The organism is Variovorax sp. AB1(2024), assembly GCF_037482385.2.
Taxonomy (GTDB): Bacteria; Pseudomonadota; Gammaproteobacteria; order Burkholderiales; family Burkholderiaceae_C; genus Variovorax.
On record NZ_JBBHKP020000001.1, the window covers coordinates 3,672,111 to 3,687,035 of the forward strand.

The 14,925-nt window shown below is 67.6% G+C and carries 12 protein-coding genes and 1 tRNA gene; 9 read left to right on the top strand and 4 right to left on the bottom strand.

Annotated elements, in window-relative coordinates:
• Positions 1-18 precede the first annotated feature (18 nt).
• The 9 genes from WIX39_RS17200 (at position 19) to WIX39_RS17240 (ending at position 9,420) form a co-directional block, all read left to right on the top strand.
• Entirely contained in the window at positions 19-1,356 is a 1,338-nt protein-coding gene (locus WIX39_RS17200; protein WP_106934545.1) for an LLM class flavin-dependent oxidoreductase, read from the top strand.
• Entirely contained in the window at positions 1,356-1,904 is a 549-nt protein-coding gene (locus tag WIX39_RS17205; RefSeq protein ID WP_106934544.1) for a GNAT family N-acetyltransferase, read from the top strand. The genes WIX39_RS17200 and WIX39_RS17205 overlap by 1 nt, the downstream gene beginning before the upstream one ends.
• Positions 1,901-3,721 carry an amino acid ABC transporter permease/ATP-binding protein gene (locus WIX39_RS17210; protein ID WP_106934543.1) on the top strand — a complete coding sequence of 607 codons (1,821 nt, stop codon included), beginning with the start codon at positions 1,901-1,903 and terminating at the stop codon, positions 3,719-3,721. The genes WIX39_RS17205 and WIX39_RS17210 overlap by 4 nt, the downstream gene beginning before the upstream one ends.
• A gap of 43 nt (positions 3,722-3,764) precedes the next feature.
• Positions 3,765-4,685, top strand: a complete 921-nt coding sequence (locus WIX39_RS17215) for an ABC transporter substrate-binding protein (protein ID WP_409195458.1) — start codon at positions 3,765-3,767, stop codon at positions 4,683-4,685.
• Positions 4,685-5,629: an ABC transporter substrate-binding protein gene (locus tag WIX39_RS17220; RefSeq protein WP_409195459.1), complete on the top strand. Its 945-nt coding sequence runs from the start codon at positions 4,685-4,687 to the stop codon at positions 5,627-5,629. Before WIX39_RS17215 ends, WIX39_RS17220 begins: the two co-directional genes overlap by 1 nt.
• Entirely contained in the window at positions 5,626-6,633 is a 1,008-nt protein-coding gene (locus WIX39_RS17225) for an LLM class flavin-dependent oxidoreductase (protein WP_409195460.1), read from the top strand. Before WIX39_RS17220 ends, WIX39_RS17225 begins: the two co-directional genes overlap by 4 nt.
• Positions 6,634-6,800: 167 nt before the next feature.
• A tRNA-Ala gene (locus tag WIX39_RS17230) sits at positions 6,801-6,876 on the top strand.
• Between the two features lie 140 nt (positions 6,877-7,016).
• Positions 7,017-8,267 carry an SDR family NAD(P)-dependent oxidoreductase gene (locus tag WIX39_RS17235; RefSeq protein WP_409195461.1) on the top strand — a complete coding sequence of 417 codons (1,251 nt, stop codon included), beginning with the start codon at positions 7,017-7,019 and terminating at the stop codon, positions 8,265-8,267.
• A gap of 7 nt (positions 8,268-8,274) precedes the next feature.
• Positions 8,275-9,420 (top strand): hypothetical protein, encoded by a 1,146-nt coding sequence (locus WIX39_RS17240; RefSeq protein ID WP_409195462.1) that lies wholly within the window; start codon positions 8,275-8,277, stop codon positions 9,418-9,420.
• Here the strand turns inward: WIX39_RS17240 and WIX39_RS17245 are convergent.
• From WIX39_RS17245 to WIX39_RS17260, 4 genes are all read right to left on the bottom strand, one after another.
• Entirely contained in the window at positions 9,411-11,063 is a 1,653-nt protein-coding gene (locus WIX39_RS17245; RefSeq protein WP_409195463.1) for an ankyrin repeat domain-containing protein, read from the bottom strand. The two genes, WIX39_RS17240 and WIX39_RS17245, sit on opposite strands and share 10 nt — an antisense overlap.
• A gap of 153 nt (positions 11,064-11,216) precedes the next feature.
• Positions 11,217-11,738, bottom strand: a complete 522-nt coding sequence (locus WIX39_RS17250; protein ID WP_159053603.1) for a response regulator transcription factor — start codon at positions 11,736-11,738, stop codon at positions 11,217-11,219.
• Positions 11,739-11,969: 231 nt separating this feature from the next.
• Complete coding sequence (locus WIX39_RS17255) at positions 11,970-13,898, bottom strand: esterase/lipase family protein (protein ID WP_325002110.1); 1,929 nt, start codon at positions 13,896-13,898, stop codon at positions 11,970-11,972.
• Complete coding sequence (locus WIX39_RS17260) at positions 13,895-14,920, bottom strand: DUF4105 domain-containing protein (protein WP_106937443.1); 1,026 nt, start codon at positions 14,918-14,920, stop codon at positions 13,895-13,897. The genes WIX39_RS17255 and WIX39_RS17260 overlap by 4 nt, the downstream gene beginning before the upstream one ends.
• Positions 14,921-14,925: the final 5 nt, after the last annotated feature.

Genomic DNA, 14,925 nt, shown 5'->3' on the forward strand with positions numbered 1-14,925 from the left:
ACAACAAGAGCGATCGTCATGAGCAACATCAAGTTCGGCGTCATGCTGCAAGGGGCCGGCAGCCACATGAACTCCTGGAAGCATCCGGGCGGGCCGGCCGATGCCAGCGTCAACCTCGGCTTCTTCGTGCGCACCGCGCAGAAGGCGGAGGCGGCGGGCATCGCCTTCGCCTTCGTGGCGGACGGGCTCTACATCAACGAGAAATCGATCCCGCATTTCCTGAACCGCTTCGAGCCGATCTCGATTCTTTCGGCGCTCGCGGCCGTGACCTCGAAGATCGGTCTCGCGGGCACCGTCTCCAGTTCTTACAGCGACCCGTTCACCGTGGCGCGCCAGTTCGCTTCGCTCGACCTCATCAGCGGCGGCCGCGCGGGCTGGAACGTGGTGACCACGCCGCTGGAAGGCAGCGCCAGGAACTACAGCCGCGCGCACCCGGAGCACGCGCAGCGCTACGAGATCGCGGACGAATACCTGGCCGTGACGCAGGGTCTGTGGGACAGCTGGGACGACGACGCCTTCGTGCGCAACCGCGAGACCGGCCAGTTCTTCGACCGCGAGAAGCTGCACACGCTGGACCACAAGGGCCGCTTCTTCGAAGTGGCGGGGCCGCTGAACATCCAGCGCTCGGCGCAGGGGCAGCCGGTGATCTTCCAGGCCGGTTCGTCGGACGCGGGCGTCGGCCTCGCGGGCAAATACGCAGACGCGGTGTTCACCCACTCGCCCTCGCTTGACGAAACGCGCAACTTCCTGCGGGAGGTAAAGGCCAGCGCGGTGGCGCAAGGCCGGCAGGTCGACGACGTGAAGATCTACCCCGGCATCGGCCCGGTGGTCGCGGCCACCGAGGAAGAAGCCGAGGCCAAGTACCGGCTGATCCGCGAGCTGCTGACCATCGACGAAGCGCTGGCCTACCTGGGCCGCTTCTTCGACCACCACGACTTCAGCCAGTACGCGCTGGACGCGCCGTTCCCCGAACTCGGCGAGATCGGGCGCAACAGCTTCCGCTCGACCACCGACCGCATCAAGGCCAACGCGAAAGCCAAGGGCCTGACCCTGCGCGAAGTGGCGCTGGAAGTGGCAACGCCGCGCACGCAGTTCGTGGGCAGCGGCGAGCGCATTGCCGACGAGATCATCCGCTGGGTGGACGAGGGCGCGGCCGACGGCTTCATCCTCGGCTTTCCGGTGTTGGGGCAGGGGCTGGACGACTTCATCGAGTTCGTGATCCCGGCGCTGGAGGCGCGCGGGCGCTACCAGCGCGAACTGCCGGGCCAGACGCTGCGCGACCACCTGGGACTTCCGCGCAAGGCGAGCCGCTACGAGGCGCAGCAAGGCACGCCGGCAGTACGGAAGGCTGCCTGATGAGCGAACAGTTTCTCTGCACCACGCCGCTCGACCCGCGCGCAAAGCCGCTGATCGAAGGCCTGGCCTTCGAGTACGACAGCCGCTACGGCGACGTACTGCGCGAGCCGGGTGCCCCGCGCGAGATGGACCGCTATCCGCCAGAACTGTTTGCACCATCGCATGGTGGCAACTTCGTGCTGCTGCTGCGCGACGGCGTTGCCATCGGCGGCGGCGCATTCATGCGTCACGACGAGCGCACCGCCGAGCTGAAGCGCGTGTGGACCGACAGCGCGTTGCGCCGCCAGGGCCTGGCGAGCAAGGTGCTCGCGGAGCTGGAGGCGCAGGTGCTGCGGCAGGGCTACGAGCGCATCTATCTGACGACCGGCTTTCGCCAGCCCGAGGCCGTGGGCCTGTACCTGGGCCACGGCTACACCGCATTGTTCGAACCGCCGGACGATCCGGAGACGCCGCGCAAGCTGCCGTTCGAGAAGCATCTCGACGTGGGCGCCTCACGGGTTCTTGCCAACACGCGCGTCACGGCAACAGCAGAGGCGGCGCGGCGATGAACACGACCGTTCTAGACACCGCATCGGCCCACGCGCCGCAACCGCAGCGCGTCGCACCCGTAGCCCCGACGCCGGCACCGGCCAACGGCGACTACTCGCATTTCCGCGTCGTGCCGGCCCGCTACCCGGCGCGCACCGCCGGCACCGTCTTCGCGCTGCTGGTCATCGGCATCGTGCTGCATTCGACACTCACCAACCCGCGCTGGGGCTGGGGCGTTTTCGCCGAGTGGTTCTTCGCCGAACCGGTGCTGCAAGGGCTCGGCCGCACGCTGATGCTCACGGCGCTGGGCGCGCTCTTAGGTTTCTTCTTCGGTACCGCGCTGGCGCTGGCGCGGGTGTCCCGCTCGCCGCTGCTGTCGCGGCTGTCGTGGGTGTTCACCTGGATCTTCCGCTCGGTGCCGGTGATCGTGCTGCTGCTGATCATCAACAACCTGGGCTACCTGTACGAGACGGTGACGCTGGGCATACCGGGCACCGACGTCACCTTCTTCTCGTATCCGACCACGCAGCTCATCAGCCCCTTCGTGGCGGCGCTGCTCGGCCTCACGCTGAACCAGGCGGCTTTCGCGTCGGAGATCGTTCGGGGCGGCATCCTGTCCGTGGAGCAGGGGCAACTGGAGGCGGCGGCGGCGCTGGGGCTGTCGCGCCGGCGGCAGTCGTTCCGCATCGTGTTGCCGCAGGCGATGCGCACCATCCTGCCGACGGCTTTCAACGACATCATCGGGCTGGCCAAGGGCACGTCGAACCTCTACATCCTGGCGCTGCCCGAGCTGTTCTACACGATCCAGATCATCTACCGGCGCAACCTGGAAGTGATTCCGCTGCTGATGGTGGCGACGGTGTGGTACCTCATCATCCTCACGGTGCTGTCGGTGGCGCAGCACTATATCGAGCGGCATTTCGCGCGCGGCGCGCTGCGAAATCCGCCGGCTTCCCGGCTGGGCGGAGTGCTGCGCGGGCTGCGGCGCACGAAGGCACCGCAGGCGGCTCCCGGGGTCGAAGCGCCTCCAGCAAAGGCCGCGGAGCAGGTGCCGCGCTGGACCGACCCGCTCGCGCGGGGCGGCGAGGTGACGATCCACGGCGTTTCCAAGAGCTTCGGCGCGCTCAAGGTGCTCGACGACGTGACGCTCACCGTGGGCAAAGGCAGCGTGACGGTGATCCTCGGGCAATCGGGCTCGGGCAAGTCGACGCTGCTGCGCGCCATCAACCACCTGGAGCGCGTGGACGACGGCTTCATCGCCATCGACGGCGAGCTCATCGGCTACCGCCGCGACGCGGACACGCTCTACGAGCTGCACGAGAAAGAGATTCTCAAGCGCCGTGTCGACGTGGGCATGGTGTTCCAGAGCTTCAACCTGTTCCCGCATCTCACGGTGCTGGAGAACATCGTCGAGGCGCCGGTGTCGGTGCGCGGCCTCTCGCGGGCCGAGGCCGAGGCACTGGCCTCCGAGTTGCTGGTGCGCGTCGGGTTGGGCGACAAGACGCACGCCTATCCGCGCCAGCTGTCCGGCGGCCAGCAGCAGCGCGTGGCCATCGCGCGGGCGCTGGCGCTCAAGCCCAAGGTGCTGCTGTTCGACGAGCCCACCTCGGCGCTCGACCCCGAGCTGGTGGGCGAGGTGCTGGCCGTCATCAAGGAGCTGGCGCTCTCGGGCACCACGCTGGTCATCGTGACGCACGAGATCGGCTTTGCCCGCGAGGTGGCCGACAACATCGTCTTCATGGAGCGCGGCCGCATCCTGGAAACCGGCACGCCCGACAAGGTGTTCAACGCGCCGGAGCATCCGCGCACGGCCGAGTTCCTGGCCAAGGTTCTCTGATTCCTTTCTTTTCTTTCTTTCCTTTCTCACTGCATCGCACTTCATGACCCACCGACGAAACATCCTGTCCGCTCTGCTCGCTGCGCTGCTGGTGCCGCTGGCCGTCTCCGCGCAACCGGCGCCCGACCTGAGCCCGGAGCAGGCAGGCCGGCCGCGCGCGCAAAAGATCGAGCAGGTCGTCGCGCTGGCCAAGGACTTCAAGTTCCTGAAGGAGGGCGTGCTCGTCGTCGGCACGACCACGGGCCGCCTGCCGTTCGCGGCCTATGCGACCGACACCAAGACCCCGGTGGGCAACGCGCCCGACATCGCGCAGCTGGTGGCCGACAGCCTCGGGCGCAAGCTGGAGCTGGTGTCCACCGCCTGGGCCGACTGGCCGCTGGGACTGCAGTCGGGCAAGTTCGACGTGGTGGTGTCGAACGTGACCGTGACCGAGCAGCGCAAGGAGAAGTTCGACTTCTCGACCTACCGCAACGACCAGATTGGCGTGTACGTGAAGTCCGACAGCAAGCTGGGCGCCATCAAGGAGCCGAAGGACATCGCGGGGCTGAAGGTGATCGTGGCCGCCAGCACCAACCAGGAGCAGATCCTGTTGCGCTGGAACAAGCAGAACCTGGCGGCCGGGCTGAAGCCGGTCGACATCCAGTACTACGACGACGATGTGGTGCAGCGCCTGGCGCTGCAATCCGGCCGGGCGGATGCCTACGTTGGGCCGAACGCCATTGCGGCCTACGAGGCGCGCGACGGCAAGACGCGGCTGGCTGGCGTGTTCTCCGGCGGCTGGCCACTGAACGCCGAGATCGCCGTCACCTCGCGCAAGGGCTCCGGCATTGCCGAGGCGATCACCGTGGCGCTCAACGCGCAGATCAAGAACGGCAACTACGCCAAGGCGCTCACGCGCTGGAGCCTGGAATCCGAGGCCATTCAGGCCTCGCGCACCAACCCGCCCGGACTGCCGAAGAACTGATGACCATGAATTTCAAGAACATCGCTCGTGGCCTTGTCGCGCTGAGCGCATTCACGCTGGCAACTGGCATGGCGCACGCCGCCGAAAAGTTCGACTTCAGCGCGGAGCAGAGTGCCCGTCCGCGCGCCGCCAGGGACGCCGAGGCCATTCGCGCCATTCCACCGAACTACAAGTTCGTGAAGGAGGGCGTGCTGACCGTTGCCATTGCGCCGTTCGCGCCGCCCATCTCGACCTACGCGAGCGACGCAAAGACCGTGGTCGGCTTCGACCCCGACTTCGCCTTGCTCATCGCCGACGCGCTGGGCCTGAAGCTCGACCTGCAGCCCATCGCCTGGGCCGACTGGCCTCTGGGCCTGAGTTCGGGCAAGTACGACGCGGTGATCTCCAACGTGGGCGTGACAGAGCAGCGCAAGGAGAAGTTCGACTTCTCCACCTACCGGCTGGGCCTGCACGGGTTCTACGTGAAGGCCGACAGCCCGATCAAGTCGATCAAGGAGCCGAAGGACATCGCGGGCCTGAAGATCACGACCGGCGCGGGCACCAACCAGGAACGCATCCTGCTGGAGTGGAACAAGCGCAACCTCGCGGCCGGCCTGAAAGCCGCCGAGCTGCAGTACTACGACGACGATGTATCGCGCACGCTGGCGGTGGTCACCAGGCGGGTCGACGCCAATTTCAACCCGAACGCGCCGCAGGCCTACGAGGCTGCGAAGAACGGGCAGATCAGGCTGGTCGGCACGGTGAACGCGGGCTGGCCGCTGAAGTCCGACGTGGCCATTGCCACGCGCAAGGGCAGCGGCCTGGCCGTGGCGCTGACCACGGCCGCCAACGGGCTGATCCGCAACGGCTTGTACGAGAAGGCGCTCGCGCGCTGGAGCCTCGCGGAAGAGGCCCTGCCCAAGTCCGAGACCAACCCGCCCGGCCTGCCGAAGTTCGCACCGTGAGCATCCGGCACCTTGGCTTCCTGACGCCCGGCAACTTTGCCGAGGGCGATGCATACGCCGGCTTCGAGGCCGCGCTGAAGCTGTTCGAGTTCGGCAAGAAGCTGGGCTTCGACGGTGCCTGGGTACGGCAGCGGCACCTGGAGCGCGGCGTGTCTTCGGCCGCGACCTTCCTGGCCGCGGCGACGCAGCGCACCCGCCGCATCGAGCTGGGCGCGGCGGTGATCCAGATGGGCTACGAAAACCCGTTCCGGCTCGCGGAAGACCTGGCCACGGTCGACGTGCTTTCGCGCGGCCGGCTGCAGGTGGGCCTGAGCGCGGGTGCGCCTCTGCATGGCGCGTTGCTGGGCAACCGCTTCTACGACGCGGCGCCGAACATCGTCGACTTCACGCACAAGCGGGTCGGGCGGCTCAAGGCCAACCTGGAAGATGCATGGCTGGGCGACGAGGAGACCTTCGTCGAATCGGCAGGCGGTCGCGTGCGCCCGCGGGTGCAGCCACATGCGCCGGGCCTGGTCGACCGGCTCTGGTACGGCGGCGGCTCGCTGCGCTCGGTGGAGTGGGCGGGGCGCAACGGCTTCAACCTGCTGCTGGGCAATGTACTCTCGGGCGAGACCACCAGCGATTTCCTGAATGCCCAGCTGGGCCTGGTCGAGCGCTACCGCCAGAGCGAGACGGACACCCGCCGGGGCCGCATCGCGCTGGGCCGCGTGATCGTCCCACTGGACGGCGCCGATGCCGCCACGCGCAAGCGCTACCGCGCGTTCGCGGCCGGCCGCGTGGAGCGCACGCTTGAACCGCAGGGCGAGCGCCGCACGCTGTTCGCTACCGACCTCGTGGGCACTGCCGACGAGATCCTGGAGCGCCTGCGCAAGGACCCGGTGCTGCCGCACGTGCACGAATTGCGGGTGGAGCTGCCCTACCACTTTTCGGGCGACGAGTACGAACAGATATTGAGCGACCTGTCGCGGCGCATCGCGCCCGAACTCGGCTGGCGCTCGTTTTGAAGCAAGGGAAGAGGGGAGAGGAAGAGTGGAAATGAGTTCGAGGTGAGTCGGAGCCGGGCTGTGCTTCCTGCAACCCGGTGGGCGACTTTTGGGCGGGCTCGCGAGGCCCGTTTTTTTTGCCGCACGCGGCCGAGATCACCGTGGATTCGTTCTTAGAATCGCTGCCGGAGAGCGGTGGTGTAGCGGAAGCACATCCTCCTTGCAGGAGGGGAGCGCTGGTTCAAATCCAGCTCGTTTTCCCCACGCGGATTCGGCGTGGATACGGTCGATGCGCATCCGGGGAGTGATTTTTGATCGATGGTCTGCCAGACGTGGGCTTCACGGACGAAGAGCTGGCGATTGCCTTGCGGGTGTTGCAAGCAGTCTCGGACGATCCCTCCAGCATGGACGACCATCCGCGCTTCAAGACACTGGTTGCCAAGATCCAGAGACAGTCCAAGCGCGTCAAGCGACAGGCGCTTCAGGCGACGGCCGCCGCGCAACTGCAGGATGCACGCCTGCGGACCGGCCTGGTGCGCGCACAGGAGGGAGCGACCGCACTGCCGGATTCTTCCGCTTCTTCCAACGCGAGCGGAGCGCTGTTGCGGCTGCAGCGCTGCTATGTCTGCAAGCAGCCCTACGGCGAACTGCATCACTTCTATCACTTGCTGTGCCCCGGCTGCTCGGAGAAGAACTGGGCCAAGCGAGCCCAACGTGCAGATCTGCGAGGGCGCGTTGCGTTGGTGACGGGCGGGCGGGTGAAGATCGGTTTTCAGACCGCATTGCGCCTGCTCCGCGATGGCGCCGACGTCGTCGTCACCACCCGCTTCCCGAAGGATGCACTTCAGCGATTCCTCGCGATGCCCGATGCCGACACGTGGCGCAGCCGGCTTGCGCTGGAGGCCCTGGACCTGCGCAACATCCCGTCGGTGGAAGCTTTTGCCGACGAGCTGTGCCGGCGTTTGCCGCACCTCGACATCCTCGTCAACAACGCGGCCCAGACCATCAAGCGTCCTCGCGAGTTCTATGCGGCGCTCATGGCTGCCGAGCCGACGCCATGGCTGCTGGAGGCCAAGGGCAACTACCAGGGGCAGCTGCCGGGCTATGGCGAGTACTTCGCGCCGCAGGAGCTGGACAGCGACGGTCAGGCGCTCGACAAGCGGCCGGAAAATTCCTGGTCTCAGCGGCTGCACGAAGTGTCCACGCTGGAACTGCTGGAAGTGCAGCTCGTGAACGCCGTGAGCCCTTTCCTGCTGACAAGCCGGCTCAGGCCGGCGTTGCTGCGTTCTCCATATCCCCGCCGTTTCGTGGTGCAGGCCTCGGCGATGGAGGGGCAGTTCAACCGCATCGACAAGACGGAGTTTCATCCGCACACCAACATGGCCAAGGCTGGGCTGAACATGCTGGTGCGCACCAGCGCCCAGGAGTGGGCCCGCGACGGCATTTACATGAACGCCGTCGATACCGGCTGGGTGACGGACGAGAAGCCTTACCCGCGGGCCATGCACGCGCGCGAGGCGCGGCATTTCTATACGCCGCTGGATGTTGTCGACGGCATGGCCCGACTGTTCGACCCGATCGCTCGCGGTATCAACGAGCCGGACACTCCGCTGTTCGGGCATTTCCTCAAGGACTACGAACCCTATGCCTGGTGATCTGCGGATGGACGAGAGCCCGGTGCATTGCCCAGTTCATCGCGTTGCGATCACGCCATGCGAGGTGCGGGAGCTGACGCCCCTGCTCGATCACCTGAGTGCCGACAGTGCCGTGCAGGGCAGCCGGCGCTTTCCGCGCGGAACCATGCTGGACGACGGCCGGCTGGATCTGTGCAAGCAGAGCCTGGGCACGGACAACTGCCTGCAGCTGGTCGCGGCGCTTCGGCACAACACCCGGGTGCGCAGCCTCATGCTGGGTACTGACGCCATTGGCGATGCAGGTGCGGGGGCGGTCGCCAGGTTGGCGGCCGCAAATGCGCACCTCGAGGTGCTTTACCTGGGCTGCAACAACATCGGCCCCGAGGGCGCGGGCGAGCTGGCGGTTGCGGTGGCGCAGGCACCGCAGGTCACAGGCCTCTGGCTCAAGCGCAACCCGCTGGGGGCGGAAGGGGCGCAGAGCATCGCGCGCATGCTGCGTGGCAACCGAAATCTTCGAGTGCTCGATCTGGTCAACACCGATCTTCGCGGCGCGGGTGTGCGCGCGGTGGTCGACGCACTGTGCGCGGGCGGCAACGGCCTGCGAAGCCTGTACTTGAGTGGCAACGGGCTTGGGCCTGCGGTGGCAGCGGACCTTGCGCGGCTGTTGCGCGAGGCGCCGCAGATCGAAGAACTGTACGCAAGCGCGAATCACCTCGGCGACGCAGGCGCGATCGAACTGGCGCAAGCCCTGCGTGAGAACAGCACCTTGCAAACGCTCGAACTCGCGAGCAACGGTATCGGGAGCCATGGGGCCAGGGCACTCTTCGAGGCGGCCCGGGGTTCAAGCCTGCTTTCCCTCAATCTTGGCCATGCGGCTTCGGCCAAAGCACTCGGCGCACCCGCCAACCAGATGGGCGATGAGGGCGCAGCTTGCGCGGCCAGGCTGATCGGGGCTTCGCCCGTATTGCGCAAGCTGGATCTCATGCGCAACGGCATCACCGAGTGTGGCCAATCGGTGTTGATGGAAGCTGCGTTGCACAGCCGGTGGCTTGGCCGCCTGATCGTGGAAGGCAGCCAGCCGGAAGCACTGGTGCAGCACCTGGCACTGAACAGGGCTGCCCACGGGGACGACGTGCCGACGGATCGAGCCCTGATCAAGAGCGTCTATCGCTGACCAGATGCGCCCAGCAGGTAGTCCGTGACCTCTTCCGAAAACCGATAGCGCTGCGCACCGATCAGCACGCCGTCGGTGCCCGCAGGGTCCGGCCTTGCCGAGGGCATGCCGTGCGCGACCAGCGCTTCGGCGCAGCCGACCCAGTCGCCGCTTTCCACCGGCTCATTGACCGAGGCCCATGACAGCGTGCCGCAGGCGTTGTCGTCGAAGCCGTGCCGTTCTTCCCAGCTGGCGCCGTGTTCGAGCAGGAAGCGGGCGAGGGCTGCGTTGCCGCGAAACACGGCGTGGTTGAGCGCCGAGCCGTCCCAGTCGCCGGCGCTCACGGCGACCGGCCAGCCGAGTTCGACCATGAGCTTCACCGCATCGTCGCAGCCTCCCTGGGCCGTGAGCTCGGGCAGCAGCCGGAGCTGGGGTTCCGACAGCGTTTCCATGAGCTTGGGGTTGCTGTCCAGCATCTGCCGCGCGGCCGCTCCGTCGGCCCGCGCACAGGCCGCGACGAAGGCTTCGGTTTCGGGCAGCGCCGATCCGCCGCCGGCCTGCTGCAGCAGCCGCGCAACCTCCGTCAGCCCGAAGCGCAGGGCGACGGTGCAGGCGCTGGTGCCGTCCGGCGTGGTGACTGAAGGATTTGCGCCCGCGGCCAGCAAGGCCGCGATGTGCGCAGGAGAGCGCCGGCGCCGGATGGCCCACAGCAGCGGCGTGCCCCATTCGGACGTGGGCGAACTCCCGGCGGGTTCGTTGGCGTCGCCGCCGTGCGCGAGCAGCAGGCGCAGTGACTCGAGCGCATCGAGGTCGAGCACGCGATACAGCGCGTTTGTGCCGGTGACGCGCGCCCCGGCCTTCAGCAGAAGCTCGACGCAGGCCGCGTTCTCCAGCGAGTGGTAGAGCGATTCGTTGTCGTTCGGATCGGCGCCGGCCTGCAGCAGCAGCCGGGTGAGTTCGGCATCGCGGTTCTGGCCGGCGGCGCCGTAGAGCGCGGAAAGGCGCTCGTTCTCGTCCGGTGCCTCGAGCGATGCCGGCGGCCAGCGGTTGCCGACCGACTGGTTGGCATCGGCGCCGGCCTCGAGCAGGTGCCGGGCGCAGGCCAGCAGGCCGTCGCGACAAGCCGGCAGTGTCAGCAGGCTGGAATGCGCGACCGCGACGAGCGGCGGCAGCTTGAGCGGCCCGCCCGGCCGATGAATCCAGCCCGGGTCTTGCGCCGTCGCGCGGCGCAGCGCGCTTTCGTCGCCGATGGCGCATGCGAGGTAGGGGTCGTCGCCCAACAGGCCCGGGCTTTCTTCCAGCAGACGAACGGCGACTGAGGGCCTCGCGCGGTCCGCGCCGCCGGCGATGTCGCCCGCGTACACGCAGCGCAGCCAATGCAACACCGTCTTCGCGGGATCGTCCGCCTGTGCCCTGCGCGCGAGCACGAAGCCCTGCAGGTCGGCCCAGGAGGCAAAGCCGTATTCGCGCGCCACGCACGACTGCGCGTCATGCAGCCGCAGGCCGAGCGAGGCGATCGCGGCATCGCTCTTGCCGGCGGCAGCCGGCAGTGCGTCGCGGAATCGAGTGGTGGCGCCGGGGTCGTCGGCCCGGTACAGAGCAAGCAGTTCCTTGGCTTGCTTCTTCAGGTGGCCCAGGTCGGGCCGTGCGGGAATGCGCTTCATGAAAACCTCCGTGCATCGGACGCCGAGGACCCGTAATTCCGGCTGCACAAAAGGCTGATGAATGAATCAGCAACACATGGAGGCAAGTGGGTTCAACCCTTCCCGCGGGCCCGGGCGCGGCTTGCAACCGCGGCCCGCATCTTAGCGCGGCGTTCAGGCCCGCAGGCCGACCGGGCCTGCGTCGTTCATCGCCATCGCCGACGGATCGCCGCTGTTCGAGCGCCAGATCAGAAGGCCATGTTTCATCGCCTCGCGGATCGCCTGCGTGCGCGACTTCACGCCCAGCTTGCGATACATGCTCTTGAGCTGCGCCTCGATGGTGTTGATGGAGCGATGCGTGGCTTCGGCGATCTCGCGGTTGCTCCAGCCGCGCGAGATGAGCCACAGCACCTTGAGCTCGCGCGAGGACAGCAGCGCGTTCGCTTCCGCGGGTTGAAAGTGCTGCATGGCCTCGACGTCGGCATCCACGGTTGCCGGTGGTGCCTGCGAGGGGAACGCGATGGGCCTGAGGATCTCGTGCGCCAGCCGCGCCGCCGCCGATGCATCGCCCTGTTCGATGGAACGCAGCAACGACGCGAGTTCCGGCTCGCTGGCTTTCGTGAACAGATGGCACAACGCACTCGCGACCGCCGCTGCGCTGGCGGTGCGCGTTTCGGCTTCGTCGGGCTGGGTCACCAGATGGAGTTCTGGTGGCGGTGGCCTGTGTGCGACAACGGTTTCGAAGGAAGGAGAGGGCGGCATCTTGAAGCAAAAGCGCTTCGATGCAGTCGGTGACCCGGGAGCCGGTTCACGCACCAATCAAAGCGAAACCGATCGTATGAATTAAGGCCGCCGCGCGCAGCCTGTTTCGGGGCGCGGATGTGTTCTTCATCACATCCGCGCGCAATCGGCGAAGGGCACGCGATTTCAGCGTGCGGGTGCGGGCTCCGTGCGCAATTGCTCCTTGAGGATCCGCCGGATCTCCAGGATGGCCAGCGGGTTCTCCTGCACGCTGTGCTGCGACGAGATCACCAGCTCCGACGCCGCGCCTTCGAGATGCGCGCTCTGGTACGGCACGATGCCGTCGCTCGACGCGGCGAGCGGCACGCCCGCCGTGTCGTTGCCGATGATCGAGTGATAGCGCACGCGCGGGTTCATCGGCAGCCCCGACGACAGCCGCACGAAGGAATCGCGGTCGCTGAGGTTGTCGATGCTGTTCGGAATGCGCAGCGGCCCCTGGTCCTGCTTGCCCGGTGCGATGCGGATCAGCTCGCGCGAGATGTCGCTCAGCTGCCCCAGCATGGTGACCGGCAGCGTGATGAGGTTGGCCACCCAGCGCGAGATGCGGTTGTTGGCAAAGTCGGTGCCGCGGTGCGGCGACGCGATGAAGATGGCGTCGCTGACCTGCGGCAAGGGCTCGAAGCGCAGGTACGGCGCGAGCCGCTGTTCGATGCGCTGCTGCTGCGCGCCCTGCATCGGGTAGCTTGCGAGCAGGGCCTCCCACAGCTTGTCTTCCGACGAAGACACCATCAGCCGCGACAGCACGCCGCCCATGCTGTGGCCGATCAGCGTGATGTCGTTGGACGCGCGGGCCTTGCCCGTGGGGTCGAAGTGCGCAATGGTCTGCTCCACGGCTTCGCGGATGGCGAGGTTGTTGAGCGGCAGCGGCGCATTGGTCGGGTAGTACACCTGCCAGACCTGATAGCTGCGGCGCAGCGTCTCGTCGCCGAGTACCTCGTTGGCCACGTTGATCCATGCCTCGGGGCTGCTGGCCAGGCCGTGCAGCATGATGATCGTGCGGCGGTTCGGGTCGTAGGGCTGCATCAGGTAGATGCGCGGCCTCGTGAGCCCGTCAGCGCTGCCGAAGAGGCTGCGCAGCGCCTGCAGCGCGAAGTCGGAGCGCGCGAGCCACAGGCCGTAGCCGGAGGTGAAGTTGGCGGCCAGCGGAATGTCCTGCCCGCCTAGTTGCACCGTCGATGTCCGGTAGGGGTCGAACACCACGATGCGCAGATTGCGCGTGGCCAGCACCTGGCGCAGGTCGGCGCCGTCGAACTTGAGCACCGCGGTGAGCGCGGGGAAGGGCGTCTCGCGGTAGGGCGGCGCGTTGGCGCCGTGGGCGGGCTCGTCGGTCACGGCGACAAGCTCGGCGCCGAAGCCGTCGCGCCGGTAGATGTTGCGCAGGCCGGAGAAGGTGAGCGAAGCCGCGGGAATCAGCTCTTGCGGCAACGCGGCTCCGGGCGGCAGCTGCAGCGCGGACACATCGCTGTCGATGTGCCAGTCGCCCACCTGAGGAACAGTGGGCGGCCGGGTGTCGTCGTGGCCGCGCCGGCCATTCTTCTGGTAGCTGCTGTACAGGCCGTTGATGGCCTGCTGCACCGCATAGTTGTAGTAGTCGCGCACCTGCGTCTGCCGGTCTTCGAAAGCCCGGTCGCGCGGGTTACGGGCGGTGAAGAACAGGTAGGCATAGGCATGGCGGGCGGTTTCCAGCCATGCGTCGATGGCCTTGTCGGCCGACGGCCCATCGGTCGTGCCGCCCTTGTCCGCCGACAGCGCCACCTGCAGCCAGACCTCCGACAAGGCCGAAAGCCGCTGCTCGTCGGTGATGCCCGCCGAATCGGCCAGGGCCTGGCGGCAGGCCTGGCCGTCGCGGCGGCACAGGTCGGCGTCGGAGCCGATCACGCGCAGCACTTCCTGCGCGGAGGTGCTGAGCTTGCCCGTGGTGAGGATGTCGCCGCGCCGCTGCGCGAGGTATTCGGCCGGCGAGATGGAGCCGACCTTCACGCCAGCGCAGCCGGCGGCCAGCATCGTTGCGCACAGCAGGGCCGCGAGCAGATGAAAGCGCGCGCGCATCATCATGGCGCCGCTTTCGGCGCTGCGCCCGGCAAGCCTTGCCGGATGGTCTGCGAGAAATCGGCGCCGGGCGTCTTGTCGGTGGCGATGGCGCGCTCGGTGATGCGCCCGGCGGCGCGCAGCGCCTGCATGTCGTAGCCCGGCGTGAGGCCGCCCACGTCGTACAGGTAGTCGGGCAGGTAGCCCGATGCGAGCAGGCGGTAGTCCATGGGCAGGCCGGGCACGATGCGCCTGGCCAGCGCGTAGACGATGGTGGTGCAGTTGGCAGTGAGCGTGTTGTAGAAGCTGGGCGCGCGCACCAGCGCGTCGGCCTCGTCCAGGTACGCGAGGAACAGCGAGCGCATCTCGGGCTGCGGCAGGCGCACGCGGTACATGTGGACGTCTTCGCCGCGCACGTTGGTGCGCACGCGCAGGATGTCGTGCTCGTCGGCCGCCACCAGGCTGGTCTCGAACTGCTTGAAGAAGCCGCCGACCGACGAGAAGCTCTCGCCGCGCTCCTTGCGGATCTCTATGGAGAAGGTGAGGAACCGGCCGTCGTCGAACCCGAACGAAACCAGCGTGTGCGCAATGGCGGGGCCGGTCCAGTAGGAGAGCGACACATCGACCGTGCGCAGGCGGTCGAGGTCGTAGCGGCGCGTTTCCCAGCGCTGCGTGTAGTCGGTGTCGCTGCGCCATTCGAAGTTGCGCACGTTCTCCATGGTGACGATGCTGCCGTCCACGCGCGCGCGCAGCTGGCGCGACACGTCGTCGGCCCACACACGGTCCTGCGAGGGCAGGATGGTGCCCCACCATGCGAGCAGCATCGCGAAGCCCACGGCGTAGGAGAGCAGGGCGCGCCCGGCCCTGCCGCGCCACAGCAGCGCGATGGCGGCAAGTCCGAAGCCGGCCCACAGCACGCCGGCGCCGGCCTTCACGAATACCGGCCCCGGCAGCTGGTACCAGAGCGCAAGGCAGGCCCACAGCGCCGTCAGCACCACGGCCAGCGACAGCAGCAGGCGGCCGGAGAAACGCAGGATCGCGCGGATCATCGGCA